The organism is Rhizobium sp. 62_C5_N11_2 (assembly GCF_051811185.1).
Taxonomy (GTDB): domain Bacteria; phylum Pseudomonadota; class Alphaproteobacteria; order Rhizobiales; family Rhizobiaceae; genus Rhizobium; species Rhizobium leguminosarum.
The window spans coordinates 251898-264778 of the sequence record NZ_JBPWPW010000001.1; the positions used below are offsets into that span (position 1 = coordinate 251898).

Consider the following 12881-nt stretch of genomic DNA (forward strand, 5'->3'; position numbering starts at 1 on the left):
TTGCTCCCGTCTGCCGATGGTCGAGGTTCCATGGCGCTGAAATACAAGCTCATTCTGGCCTCAGGCTCGCCCCGGCGCGTCGACCTGCTCAACCAGGCCGGTATCGAGCCCTCGCGCCTGATGCCGATGGATATCGACGAGGCGCCGAAGAAGTCGGAGCATCCGCGTTCGCTCGCCCGCAGGCTTTCGGCTGAGAAGGCGGAAGCTGCCCTTGCCGCCATCAAGGGCGATATCACCTGGAAGGGCAGCTATATCCTGTCTGCCGATACGGTGGTCGCCGTTGGCCGGCGCATTCTCGGCAAGGCTGAGTTCGCCGACGAGGCGTTGAGTTCGCTGCATCTCCTCTCGGGACGCAACCATATGGTCTACACCGGCGTTTGCCTGGTGACGCCGGATCGCAAGATCCGTCAGAAGATCGTCGAGACCAAGGTACGCTTCAAGCGTCTCTCCGGCTTCGAGATCGAGAACTACCTGGCCTCCGGCCAGTGGCGCGGCAAGGCAGGCGCCTACGGCATCCAGGGCCTCGCCGGCACCTTCGTGCAGAAGATGGTGGGCTCCTACACCAATGTCGTCGGCCTACCGCTTTATGAAACCATTCTGCTTTTGACCGGCGAAGGCTTCGATGTGCATAGCCGGTGGCCCGAGGGCTGAGCCCGACGGCCGATGCTTAAAGCGCGTCACGATCCTTCAGATCCCTCGCGCTTTAAGGCTTTGTTTTTACGCATGTCGTTGTCGCAAAACCGCTGCACACTTTTACGCGACATGCTTTAGGACGGACAGATATGCCTGAAGAGAAGAAAGCGGCCGCCAAGGTCGAACCGCTGCGCAAGACGCGCCCTTGCCCCGAATGCGGCAAACCTTCCCACCGCGAACATTACCCCTTCTGCTGCAACCGCTGCCGCGAGGCCGATCTCTCCCGCTGGCTGACCGGCGCCTACGCCATTCCGGTTGCCGACGACGAGACCAAGGCCGATTATCCCGATGAGGAAAGCTAGGTCATGGCGCACCAACGGTGCGCGGCGATTTGGGATAAAGACATGCATCGATCAAAGATCTAAAGCGGGTCATATGAGTCCGCTTTGACGCGACGCTCTTCAGAGAATTCCGCCCGCGAAGCTCTTATTTTTCCTCATGAATCGGCAAAGCCGGCAAGACTGTCAAAAAAGAGTCATTTGACGCTTGCCATGGGCGAACAAGATGCTATAACCCCGCTCGCTTCCGGGGTGAACCAAGGCCCCGCGGTTCTTTTCTTGAAAAGAACCATCGGAAGCAGGTTAGCCCAGGTAGCTCAGTTGGTAGAGCAGCGGATTGAAAATCCGCGTGTCACTGGTTCGATTCCGGTCCTGGGCACCACTCATAAATCACTGCTTTTGCGCATGTTTTAGTTCCTTATGTTAATGCGGTCCGGCCGCGTCTAGACACTATTTTTTGTCTTCTAGACGCTTTTCGTTTTCGTCTGTTCACCTCGGCATCGAGATCGCTGACCGTCTCGCCATCTTCTTGGATGTGTCAGCCAGACGCGAATAGTGCTTGGCCATGGCCTCGGTCTTCTGCCCGAGCATCTCAGCGATCGTTGCGTAGTCCTTGCCCATCTCGCGCAGAATGGTTGCGACGGGTGTGTCTGAGGCCTCAGCCAGAACCAGGTTGACGGTGCGCCCTCGTCATCGCCAAGCCGTGGCCGGATGCCACGAAGCGATAGATAGCCATTGATACCACGCGCTGCCGGGTTCACCCCTCGCAGCTTTCCGTCCTTGCTGCGGCCGGTACGCTGGCGGAGGGGCTGTGGAGATTGAGTGTGCCCTCCCGGCCCAATGTTGCATCCTTCTTTTAAACTCCGCCCAGGTCGTCGCCGGCCGGGTAGGGTCATCGAATGGAACCAATCCCGGTCATTGCCGTTGTAAGCAAGGGAGTCTCACCATGAGCAACGCCCGTCAGGCGCGAACGAGATGGTGGTGGTCCCCGAGGAGAACGCACATGGATCTCACAACCCTTCTCATAATCGTTGTGATACTTCTTTTGCTAGGCGGCGGCGGCTGGTACGGCCGAGGACGCTGGTATTAAACGACGGCCTACGTGGCACGCATCACTGGGTTGACGAGCGCTTCGGCTAACTGAGCGCGGCGGGATGGCGATGTCGTTCCAGTCAGTTTTTGCGTTCCATCGATTCCATTATCGATCCGCTATGCGCAGTCCAAGCCGGTAGGTTTGCTTCGGTGCGCCGACGATTTATGCTGTCGATGCAAACTTCTAGCATCACCTGACCGTAGACGACGGCAACAGGTAGACCCCAGTCGCGTTGGTACAGGGCCTGAAGGCGGCCAACACAAACCCCTCTGTTTAGCGGTTAGTGTCGCCCTTTCGATGTCTTCGCCAGCATCTCGCTCAGTGTTGCCGCCGAGAGCATGGATTCGGCCAAAAGCTTCTTGAGCTTCTGGTTCTCTTCCTCCAGTGCTCTCAATCTTTTGGCATGGAGACCGACATTTCCGGACTGCAAGGATTGCCACCGATAAAAGGTCGGCTCGCTGATGCCGTACCTGTGGCAAACATCTGCCACCGTCACCCCGGCTTGGTGCTCCTTCAGAATACCGGTAATCTGGTTGTCGTCGAATTTTCTCTTGCCCATCACCGCCTCAGTCCTCGCGAAATGCTCTGTTGAAACTGTCGAGGAGTGGTCTGATGGCATAGAGCGCCACGCTGCTTTCGCCCGTTTCGATTAGTGTCTGTGCGGGCATGCCCGCGACCAGTTCGACATCTCTCATTTTCGCCAGCCGCTCGTCCGTTACACGGATCGTCGCGGCAAAGTAGGGCTGGCCGTTCTGCGTATCGATGAGACGGTCCGCTGAAACATACTCGACCCGGCCTTTCAGGAGTGGAACGCGCCGCTGATTGTATGGAAGGAGGTGAACCTGTGCCTCGAGCCCCGCATGGACGAGATTGATGTCTTCCGGCCTGACGTGGGCAGACACGACAAGGCGATCGGCGCCTGGCAGAAGATCGACCAGCGGTTCACCCGCGCCGATCACCCCACCAGCGGTGTGGACGCGCAGGTTCATGATGGTTCCATCTTCGGGAGCGCGGATATAGGTCCTTGAAAGCTGGTCGTCGATCGCCCGCAAGCGCTCGCGCAGTTGCATGATCCGGCTTTCCGTCTCGCGCATGCCTTGTGCGACTTCGCTCAACCGGTCGCTCTCAAGCTTTGCGAGATCGGCCTGTGACCCGCTGATCACCTGGTAGGCGCGGGAGATCTGCGCCTCCACTTCACCCTGCTGGCCATCAAGGTCTGCCCTTTCCCGCTGGAGGTTGAGAAGCCTGCTTTTTGTTTCCAGCCCTTTGGCGTTAAGGGTCGTAACCTGATCCAGTTCCTGCCGAGAGATCGCGGCTCTGTCGGCCAGCGCCGCCTTCTGCGCGCCAAGTCCGACAATTTCCTGCCGCACCTGCGCGATTTTTTCATTGGCGATCTGAATTTCCGCCTGCATGACCCGGCGACGGGCTTCGAAAATTTTCTGTTGCCCAATCAGAATCGCGCCGACCAAGGGATATTTGGCCATTGCTGCCCTGAGATTCCCAGGATAGGCGACATGGTCGCCGCCCGTCTGCTCCGCAAGCAGGCGAGCGCGGCTTCCTTCCGCCTCCCAAAGTTGCCCTTGAATGCTGTCGCGCTCCGAGCGAGACTTCGTATCGTCGATCTCGATGACGATTTGCCCGGCCATGACAGCATCGCCGTTTTTGACGAGGATCCGTCGCACGATCCCGCCTTCCAGATGCTGAATGGTCTTGCGGCTGGATTCCGGTTCGATGACGCCCGATGCGACCGCAGCGCTTTTCAGCGGCGCCAGAACCGACCAGATCCCCAATCCGACGATGAAGACCAGGATCAACAGGTTGCCCGTCCAGACAACGCCTCTGAGCCCCGGCATGGGCGAGGAGGGCGCGGGTCCGCGTTGTTTCGCCTCGATCACCGGCAAATAGGCCGTCTGTTGCTTGGCCAACCGCCGACCCGTCCTTGGCGAATTTGAAAATTTCGCCGGCGTTGCGTCCAGTTGAACAAGGGTCATGGCGGCGTTTCTCCCTACGTTCCTGTTCGAGACGGTGGTTGAAGATAAGTTTCATAAATTCGCTCACTGTCGCCGACGGCGGCCACAGTCCCGTTACGCATGATGGCAATCTTGTTGGTGACTGGCAGGATCCCCATCCGGTGAGTTATGATCACGACGGTCATCCCCCTGGATTTCATGCGCTCGATTGCCGCAAACAGCATCCGTTCGCCGTCATAATCCAGGCTCGAATTCGGATCGTCGAGAACGATCAGAGACGGATTTCCATAGGCCGCCCGTGCCAGTCCCAGCTGTTGGCGCTGCGCTCGAAGGAGCAGGTTTCCACCTTCACCGATATCGGTCTCGTAGCCCTGGGGCAGCCGCATGATCGCGTCGTGCAACCCAACCAGCTTCGCGGCATCGATCGCTTTGCCGGGATCTCCTCCGTCCAGCCGGCCGATCACATCCTTGATCGCTCCTCCGAAAAGTTCGATGTCTTGCGGCAGATATCCGACGTGGCGAGTCCCCCCGCAAAGGCGCAGAGCCGAGATATCTACCCCGCCGAGAAGAGCACATCCGCTCGTAGCTTGCACAACGCCTGCTATGACGCGACCCAGTGTCGATTTCCCTGATCCCGACGGACCGATGAGCGCTATGCAATCGCCGGGCGCGAGGCGCAATGTGATGCCTGTCAATATCGGCCGATCGGCGAATGGCTTGATATAGCTGACGTTATCGAGAACGAGGCCGTTGGGTTCCGGTATCGGCACCATTCGGCCGTCGCGTTCCGATGCAACTGCTATCAGCATTCTGTTCAAGCGACGGAAGGCATTGCGCGCAAACGTAAAGGAGCGCCATGCACCTATTGCCCCCTCGATTGGTGCAAGCCCGCGCCCGAGCAGCAGGCTCGCAACGAAGATGATCCCGGGACTGCCGCTGTTTATGAGCACCAGCCATGTCGCCGATCCCATCATGAGGATCTGCGCGAGCGTGCGGATCGATTTGGAGAAACCAATAATGATCTCCGTGCGATGCATCGCGATGTCCTGCGCCCTTCTGGCCATTTCTGCATCGCGATAGACGATCTGCGCTGCGCCATCCTGCATGCCCATTGCCCTGATGACCTCGATGTTTTTGAGGGCGGTCGCAAATCTGAGATAGCTCATCGAAAGGGCAAGATTGGCGTGGGCAAGCGGCTCTCGCGTCGCCAGTTCCGTCAGGAACGCAAACAGCAGAAGTGCAACGGCGCTCAGAAGACCGATGGTCCCAAGCAGCGGATGAACGAGAAAGAGCAGGAGCAGGAAGACCGGCGCCCAGGGAACGTCAAAAAAAAGCGAGCTGGCCGGTGAATCGAGAAACTGGCGTAATGCGGCCAGGTCCCTGTAGCACTCCGTGGCGGCTCCCGTATCGGCGCGAGTGGCATATTCGAATGATGCGGTCAGCACCAGGGGCCGCAGCCTGTGGTCCAGCCAGCTGCCGATGCGCGAAAGAGCTGCCCTGCGCACGATATCCAGCGTGGACCCGACCAGCACGGCGATGGCGATGATCATCGTCAGCATCAGGAGCGTGTCGGCGCTTCTGCTCGACAGGACCCTGTCATAGATCTGCAGAAGATAGATGGACGGCGCCAGAAGAAAGAGATTGTAGCCGCAGCTATAGAGGAAGACCAACCCGAAGGCTCCGGCACAGGCTCGGAGCGCGACAACGAGCTGTGTCTGCGGGCGCAATGGCTTTATGGAAATCGTTGTCATTATCAGCTCTCGCTGGATTTGATACTGACGAGAAAAGACTGCGTGCTGGTTCAGCAATTCAGGAGGGTCGCCAGCCGAAACCGGCGACCCTCAGAGTTTGAGTTCATGAGCCGAGATGGTCGACGTCGATATGGCCGAAGGCGTTTATGAAGTGATCGAGAGAATTGTTCACCGTCGTCGTTTCAGGATCCGAGTGAACCAATGCTGACGAGATGTCGCCGCCGAGAGCGTTGTTCCCATTACCGCCGTTGCCGCCGACGCCGGCGAGGATGGTGGCATGCTGATCGGCCACGAGCTGCGTATATTGTGTCGCGGTCGTAGCCGCATTCACGGAGGCCGTGTCGCCGCCGCTCGAGTTTCCTTGGCTGCCGTTGGAGTGGGAATCTCCCCCCGCGCCGCCGTCGCCGCTGTTCGTGATCTTCGCCAGGAAGCCGTTCTTGGCCTGAGCAAAGCCACCGTCTCCGCCACTGCCGGCGTCCCAATCTGCCTTCTGCCAAACGTGATCGCCATTGTGCAGATGGGTATCTGCCCCGTAGACCGTTTGCACGGGGTCTACATATGCAACCGGGTTGTAGTTGATGTTCCCATCGTTGTGGCCATCACCGCCGTTGCCGGCTTTCGCGTCACCGGCATCCGGGTTGTGGAGTTGAATCGTGTCAGATATCTGTGGAATAGGCATTGATGTCACTCCTTCTACTTCGTTTCGTCAACGTTACTTTTACGGCGTGGGTATCCAGCATGTCACCGCCAGCCAATACAACCGCAATCGAATAATGCCTGCGATTTAATCTGTGAACTATCTAGATATTCGGTGATGTCCATTCGGATATATACTTGCAGGCGACGGAACGTTATTTAGGATTAGTACGAAGTGATTTGCGGCCGGATGGCATGGTCATGATCATGTCTGTGACCTCGTCGAAGCGACGCCGTTTTTCGGAGCAACGGCCACCCAAGCGAACCGGCTGCATTCCGGGGTTCTGATCAGGCTGCGCTTGGCGCAGGAGACCCCGCTTGGAGGTGAAACGCTTTCATGACCCGCCGCGAGAACGAGTGTGCAAGATGTAGGGCCTCTAACCCAAACGGGGATTGAGTGCTTGCAAACTCGCGCAACGGGCGCCGCGGCCATGACAGCCAAATGGCTACAGTACTAGCCGATGAGATGTAGACGAATTGCAGGCTCTGCTTTTCCGGCGTTCAGATGCACAATGCCTGAACAATTCAGGCTGCATAGCGCCGCACGCTCGGTGGCCGTGCGGTTGACCGCGAATGGAGACGGTAATGGCGGAAACTCGTTCCTCATTGGAAGACTTGCCCAAGGCGGGCACCGATCAACACCTCGCCTCCAACTTGGCCGCGGGGCATCTGGCGCTGATGCCGACCTGGCTTCCATTGGATGTCGCTTCCGGTCCAAGCTATAATTCCGCCGGCAGCGGTGGCGATGGAATAAGCGAAGGCGTGATCAGCAGCAATTCATTGGCCGTCTTCATGCCGTCCAATGCCGCTATTGCAGGACCTCATTCGGGTGCCGACGCTTTCCAAGGCAACGATGCGCTCATCAATCAGCATCCCACCGAAATGGCTGGGATAGGCGGGAATGGTGGAAGCGGCAATGTTGCCATCGGCAGCGGCGATGGCGTCAATCATGCCGGCACTGGCGGCAACGGGCTCTTCTACGGTGGACTGGTCAGCACCGAAGTCGCGCTGTTTGCCCCCGTCAATACTGCCGTGGCTGCAGGCCCTGGCGCGGAGGCTCACGCCGACCAATCGAACAACGCCCTGTTCCTGCAGGGCGCAACCCAGATCGGCGGCATGGGCGGCTCGGGCGGAGACCATAACGTCGCGGGCCATGGCCCGTCGATAAGCCCGGGAACTGCGCTCACATTGACTGGCGACTTTTATGCGGGTCATGGCGGCGATGGATATTTCGTCGGCAGCATGGTCGACGTGAGTATTGCCATCTTCTCACCGATCAACATCGCCGTGGGCGCCGCAGGCGGCTCGGCGGAGGCTCATCAGACAAACAATGTCATTTTCGATCAGGGCACCGTGCAGATCGCAGGCATCGGCGGCAATGGCGGTGGCTTTAACCTGTCGTCAGATACGATTTTTACCGGCAATCACGCGGGTGGCGGCGGTGGGGACGGATCGTCAACCGGCAGCATGGTCGATGTCAATTTCGGCTATTTCCATCCCATCAACATTGCCGTTCCCGCCGGCGGGACGGCGGACGCCCAGCAGATCGATCATGTTCTCTATGACCAACACGCGCTCCAGTTGGCCGGTATCGCGGGCCACGGCGGAGAGGGGAACCTCACAGACGCCCATTCGGCTCTCGTAAACGACATTCTGGACTTCATGCACAGCTAGCAGATGGACTCCACCTGTAGCAGAGGCTCAACTCCACGAAACCGTTCTTCGTGCGATCTTTCAAGCCATATTGTTTCCGCCGCCCGGCATTCGCATCCTTGGCCGCCATGGTACTGAACGGCGGGCTCACTGAGATGCTGAACCTTCCACCATGACCTCATCAGCATTGCCGCCGATTTCGGCCGCCAGGTGCCCTGACCCTGTCCGGCATCTGGCGGTGCCGGCGCGGTGCTGCCTGAGCGAAACAACTGGTATTAACGCGTCATTAGAGCGCCGTTTTACTAATCATAACGGGTAATCAGCGATCTCAGGCTTTTGTTTCTTTTCGCGGTTGTCATTTTGCTGCCGGGTCTGCGACTGTTTTGAATTGAGATATGGAAACAAAGCCCGGCCGATCGGCAGTTCGTTCTATCCAATGGCTCTTTCCTAAATGGGTCTGTCGCAGATCGGTTGCATTTACAGTACCTTTGAAAGCTTTGTTGACCCCCTTGCCGTACGTGAATTCGGCGAAGGCTGGAAAGTCTGCAGCAACAAGTCGAACCAGCAAGCCTACACGAAAAAGCTCTTAAATGTTCTCTGCAAGCCCAGTTATCTATCGATGAAATCTTATAGACTATAAGAATTATCATGAGAGATCAGACTATTGATATCTGAAATACACTCACTTTTTATCATGACATGTAGTGAGAACAGGAATAATATAATCAGCTGTTGCGTTGCAAATACTCTTGGGGAGCACGCAAGTGTCCGACATTGATAGAACTAGGCGCCGTACGGGGCGCAATGCACCAACTGTGATCATCGTTGAGCATTCTACATTGGCGCGCACCACCGTGGTGAAGCTTCTTGAGCGTGAGCTCACCGGGTGGAACGTTATAGATCTGATCTCGACCGAGAGTCTCGATCGAGCTCTTGGAGCTGAGGTGCGTTTGATTGTATTAGGTCTGGCCGGCAGAGGTGTTGAGAGCACCAGCCTGCGGGATGATCTCGCGGCGATTGCGGCACGTTTTCCTGAGGCGCCTGTCACGTTGCTCTCAGGTACGGATGACGCCATCATAGCCCGTCAGGCGCTCAAGATGGGCATCCGCGGCCTTTTCTCGACTTCACTTCCCATTGACATTGCCCTTGCCGGTCTTCGCCTCGTCCTGGCTGGAGGAACATTTTTCCCGCAGCTATTGGGAGCTGGTACAAACGACTCGAGCGAGCATAGTCCGGCCCGAAATGATGCCGAAAAGAGCTTGGATGATAGGACGCAGTACTTGGCGTTTGCTGATTTCACTCCCCGGGAAGCGGATGTCCTCGCAGAGTTGCAATGCGGCTGTTCAAATAAGGTAATTGCAGGAAAACTCAATTTATCGGGGCATACGGTGAAGATGCATTTGCAACACATTATGCGCAAGTTGCAGGCGCAGAACCGCACTGAAGTGGTTGCCCGCTTGATTCAAAGAGCCGCCGGTGGGCCCGACGTCTCGCCGAGTTAGGCAGTGTCCAATTGCTGATTGCCATGTTGGCGTTCTGAGCAACGATCTTCGGCAGGGGCTGCATCAAAGCCTGTCAGCGGATATCCCATAATCTCGCATCAGGGTTTGTCGCCCGCCCTATAGAACCTCAACGAGCCGCATCTCTTGACCCCACACGGTCCATCGTCGGTTGCCAGTTATCAAACCGGTACCGCGTCCGTCTCGGTCGCCCACCGCTGCAGAGAGGACGGGGAGACGCAGAGCAGGCGTATGCCCATTTGCGGTGGAAGATCGATACCAGGAGCGGGCGGCCCCATTCTCGAGGTCGGCGATCGCGGGCGCAGCTGCCCGAACCGCCTTGTTACGGAAGGGCCTGGCTGAAGACGGAAGGCAAGTATGTTGACGAAATCCCCGTGCTTGCGCTAACGTTAGCAAAAATGGAGGTCCCAATGAAGATTGTACGCTACCAGTCAGCCGATGGAATTCACTACGGGGTCGAAAGCGAGGGCGGGATCGAGCGGATTATTGGCGATCCCTTCCAGGCAATCGAGCGAACCGGGCAGATGGATTATCTTTACGACGTCCGCCTACTATGCCCGGTAGAGCGGCCTCGCATATTTGGGGTCGCGTACAATTACCGGCAGCACACCGACGAGTCCGGAAAAGAGCAGCCGACGCTCCCGGTGCTGTTCATGAAGCCAAGCACGGCAGCGAGCGGCAACGGAGATGCCATTGAATATCCAAGTGATGGCGAAATCGTCCACTACGAGGCGGAACTGGTCGCCATCATAGGCAAAGGCGGACGCCACATCCGCAAGGAACATGCCTTGCAGCACGTCCTCGGCTACACATGTGGCAATGATATCAGTGACCGCATTATACAGCGGCAGGAAAGCAAGTTCGGTTGCCTGCTGGCGGGTAAGGGCTATGATACTTTTGCGCCGATGGGTCCGGCTATTACAACAGATCTCGATCCGACGAACCTTGACGTCATCCTTCGTCAGAACGGCACCGTCAAACAGGCGGGGAATACGCGAGACCTCGTCTACTCGGTTGCTGACATCGTTGCTTACTTGAGTCGCTTCATGACGCTGCTGGCCGGCGATGTGATCATGACCGGTACGCCTGCAGGTGTCGGTCCGATCGTTCCCGGCGACGATCTTGAGGTGGAAATCCCCGGTATCGGTGTTTTGAAGAATCCCGTGGTTCCTGCGCCGCATTAAGTAGTCACGAGCGGCGATTCTTCACAAACAGCTTTGCATTTACACGGCTAAAATTTCGGTTGACCTTAAGTTTTCGAGTGTTATTAATGCTAACGTTAGCATTTGGCCGAGGGCCGGTTTTGACCGTAGACCTTCGGGCAGGAAGATTTGCGAAGACAAGCTGAGGGCGGAGAAATGGCACGAGTAAAATATATCCCGAATACCGAACTGGCCGAGACGCAACCCACGCTCAATGAGCGCCTGCTGAAGGAGAGGAAGGTTCCGACCGGAAACATTTTCCTTGCGCTCGCCAATGCTCCAGCGATCCTCGACGACTTCTTGACCTACGCAAACGCGGTCCGGGCTGCTGACCTCAGCCCGAAGCTGCGTGAGATGGCGATCCTTACTGTCGGATACTGCACAAATTCCGAGTACGAGGTGAAGCATCACCATTCTCATGGCCTCAAGGCAGGCCTGACGGAAGAGCAGTTTCAAGCAATTCCGGACTTCGAGACCTCGAGCCTTTTTAACGAGCAGGAAAAGGCTGTGATGGCCTTTGCCAAGGACTCCACGCTGCACGTCGATGTTTCCGATGAAGTGTGGAACGGGATTGCAAAGTTCCTGTCGGAGAAGCAGCTTGTCGAACTCGCAATCAACGTCGCCTGGTACAATTCCGGTGTTCGTCTCATGGGCGCGTTGAAAATCGACCTTGAGGAAGGGTACCGGTGAGCAAGCGGGCGGCGTGGAAGCGGCGTCCGCCTCGGCTTGCCGCATAGTTTTGGCGGCGTCTCATCAAGATCATTCCAGAGCTTTCAGCGTCCGGCCCTGGGATATGGGATGAATCGCAGCCAATCAAAGAGAGGTGCACGTCGCCGGACGGGCGCCTCTCTCTGATTTGGCGGCTTGCTGCGGGAGATCGACATCCTGCCGGCGTTTCACGGAGCGCTCGTGCTGCCGCGAATGATCAACTGGGGCGGAGAGATGAAGCTGTAGGGCTTGCTTAGGTCGCCCTTGTTCTGAAGATGATGCAGGAACCAAAGCCCACAAGCCGTTGCCAACTCCGAAACAGGCAACTGGACTGTCGTAAGTCCCGGCCCCCACCACCGATACCCAAGTTCATCGCCAAACCCGATGACGGAAATGTCGCGGGGAACGCGCAAAGCCTGGTCCTGTATTTCATCAATGACTCCGGAAGTGTTTTGTACCGCACCGATCACAAGCGCCGTCGGTCGATCCTTTAAGGAAAGAAGGCGACGCACGGCCTCCCGTCCGAATTCGGGTGACGAAGGCGCGCCCAGTTCCTCATGAACGGTGATCGTCTGGCCGGAGCTCTTCACCGCATCCCGGAAACCCTGCACGCGGGCTGCGCCAGTGGGAAGCTCTTCCGTGCCGCCGATATAAGCGATCCGTTTGTGACCTTCATTGATGATATGTTCAGTGCTTTCGTAAAGCGCCCGTCTGTCATCAATCCCAAACCATTGTTCGCCGAGCAGCGGCGCCTTTCGCAGCAGTTGGATGTGAGGCGTCATCTTCAGGATTCGCGCAGAATCCGGATGAGGTTTTGCGCTCGGGACCAGAATGATCCCGGCGACGTTGACGCTTGTGAGTTCCTTGATGTGGCGAAGCTCGTGCATTCTGTCGTCATCGGTTTCACACAAGGTCAGTTGGTAATTCGCTGAAAGAAGGCACCGCGAGAGAGCATGGGCAATAGTTGAATAAAAGCTGTTCCGGATATCTGGGACGATCAGCCCAACGAGATTGCTCTGAACCCCACGCATCATGCGTGCGGAACGATTGGCAACGTACCCCGCTTGAGTTGCAGCTTCGTTCACCTTTCGCTTCATCTCGACGCTGATGCGTCGATCGTCGGCAAGAGCGCGACCTACGGTTGAAGGTGAAACTTGCAGTGTGGCGGCGATATCTTTAATTGTTACCATTGTGCTTGGCTCTAATGATCACTTTCGCCAACGATAGCATTGACGCCCCGGTTGTCAAACTCCGAAATCGCAAACGATTATGCCAAATCGACGTGCTCGAATTTTCGCCCCTGATGCATCGGTGCGA

Annotated in this window: 11 protein-coding genes and 1 tRNA gene; 7 read left to right on the plus strand and 5 right to left on the minus strand. The window is 57.2% G+C overall.

All coding sequences use genetic code 11. From position 1 onward, the window contains the following. Positions 1-30 precede the first annotated feature (30 nt). The 3 genes from AB8B31_RS01320 to AB8B31_RS01330 all read left to right on the plus strand — a co-directional run bounded on the left by AB8B31_RS01320 (position 31) and on the right by AB8B31_RS01330 (position 1353). The gene (locus AB8B31_RS01320; protein ID WP_012755992.1) at positions 31-651 is read left to right on the plus strand and encodes a Maf-like protein; all 621 of its coding nucleotides are present in this window, start codon (positions 31-33) and stop codon (positions 649-651) included. A 131-nt stretch (positions 652-782) separates the two neighbouring features. Next, positions 783-995: a DNA gyrase inhibitor YacG gene (yacG, locus tag AB8B31_RS01325; protein ID WP_018244709.1), complete on the plus strand. Its 213-nt coding sequence runs from the start codon at positions 783-785 to the stop codon at positions 993-995. 282 nt (positions 996-1277) lie between these two features. Next, a tRNA-Phe gene (locus tag AB8B31_RS01330) sits at positions 1278-1353 on the plus strand. Positions 1354-2344: 991 nt separating this feature from the next. Here AB8B31_RS01330 and AB8B31_RS01335 read toward each other — a convergent pair. The 4 genes from AB8B31_RS01335 to AB8B31_RS01350 form a co-directional block, all read right to left on the minus strand. After that, positions 2345-2623, minus strand: a complete 279-nt coding sequence (locus AB8B31_RS01335) for an IS3 family transposase (RefSeq protein WP_018244711.1) — start codon at positions 2621-2623, stop codon at positions 2345-2347. 7 nt (positions 2624-2630) lie between these two features. Continuing rightward, on the minus strand, positions 2631-4055 hold the full coding sequence (locus AB8B31_RS01340) for an HlyD family type I secretion periplasmic adaptor subunit (RefSeq protein WP_018447593.1): 1425 nt from the start codon (positions 4053-4055) through the stop codon (positions 2631-2633). Between the two features lie 14 nt (positions 4056-4069). Then, a complete protein-coding gene (locus AB8B31_RS01345; RefSeq protein ID WP_028731523.1) occupies positions 4070-5785 on the minus strand; it encodes a type I secretion system permease/ATPase in 1716 nt (571 codons plus the stop codon). Positions 5786-5888: 103 nt separating this feature from the next. After that, positions 5889-6464: a hypothetical protein gene (locus tag AB8B31_RS01350; RefSeq protein ID WP_018244714.1), complete on the minus strand. Its 576-nt coding sequence runs from the start codon at positions 6462-6464 to the stop codon at positions 5889-5891. 602 nt (positions 6465-7066) lie between these two features. Between AB8B31_RS01350 and AB8B31_RS01355 the strand changes: the two genes are divergently transcribed. From AB8B31_RS01355 to AB8B31_RS01370, 4 genes are all read left to right on the plus strand, one after another. Further along, positions 7067-8155: a hypothetical protein gene (locus AB8B31_RS01355; protein WP_028731522.1), complete on the plus strand. Its 1089-nt coding sequence runs from the start codon at positions 7067-7069 to the stop codon at positions 8153-8155. A 716-nt stretch (positions 8156-8871) separates the two neighbouring features. Then, on the plus strand, positions 8872-9636 hold the full coding sequence (locus tag AB8B31_RS01360; RefSeq protein WP_018244716.1) for a LuxR family transcriptional regulator: 765 nt from the start codon (positions 8872-8874) through the stop codon (positions 9634-9636). 428 nt (positions 9637-10064) lie between these two features. Next, on the plus strand, positions 10065-10838 hold the full coding sequence (locus AB8B31_RS01365) for a fumarylacetoacetate hydrolase family protein (RefSeq protein ID WP_026230862.1): 774 nt from the start codon (positions 10065-10067) through the stop codon (positions 10836-10838). Between the two features lie 174 nt (positions 10839-11012). Next, on the plus strand, positions 11013-11546 hold the full coding sequence (locus AB8B31_RS01370) for a carboxymuconolactone decarboxylase family protein (RefSeq protein WP_018244718.1): 534 nt from the start codon (positions 11013-11015) through the stop codon (positions 11544-11546). Between the two features lie 206 nt (positions 11547-11752). On the opposite strand, the gene AB8B31_RS01375 is transcribed toward AB8B31_RS01370, so the two are convergent. After that, entirely contained in the window at positions 11753-12754 is a 1002-nt protein-coding gene (locus AB8B31_RS01375; RefSeq protein WP_018244719.1) for a LacI family DNA-binding transcriptional regulator, read from the minus strand. Positions 12755-12881: the final 127 nt, after the last annotated feature.

Coding starts and splice junctions, on each gene's coding strand:
- AB8B31_RS01320 (WP_012755992.1), top strand. CDS start 31: ATGGCGCTGAAATACAAGCTCATTCTGGCCTCAGGCTCGCCCCGGCGC.
- yacG (WP_018244709.1), top strand. CDS start 783: ATGCCTGAAGAGAAGAAAGCGGCCGCCAAGGTCGAACCGCTGCGCAAG.
- AB8B31_RS01335 (WP_018244711.1), bottom strand. CDS start 2,623: ATGGGCAAGAGAAAATTCGACGACAACCAGATTACCGGTATTCTGAAG.
- AB8B31_RS01340 (WP_018447593.1), bottom strand. CDS start 4,055: ATGACCCTTGTTCAACTGGACGCAACGCCGGCGAAATTTTCAAATTCG.
- AB8B31_RS01345 (WP_028731523.1), bottom strand. CDS start 5,785: ATGACAACGATTTCCATAAAGCCATTGCGCCCGCAGACACAGCTCGTT.
- AB8B31_RS01350 (WP_018244714.1), bottom strand. CDS start 6,464: ATGCCTATTCCACAGATATCTGACACGATTCAACTCCACAACCCGGAT.
- AB8B31_RS01355 (WP_028731522.1), top strand. CDS start 7,067: ATGGCGGAAACTCGTTCCTCATTGGAAGACTTGCCCAAGGCGGGCACC.
- AB8B31_RS01365 (WP_026230862.1), top strand. CDS start 10,065: ATGAAGATTGTACGCTACCAGTCAGCCGATGGAATTCACTACGGGGTC.
- AB8B31_RS01370 (WP_018244718.1), top strand. CDS start 11,013: ATGGCACGAGTAAAATATATCCCGAATACCGAACTGGCCGAGACGCAA.
- AB8B31_RS01375 (WP_018244719.1), bottom strand. CDS start 12,754: ATGGTAACAATTAAAGATATCGCCGCCACACTGCAAGTTTCACCTTCA.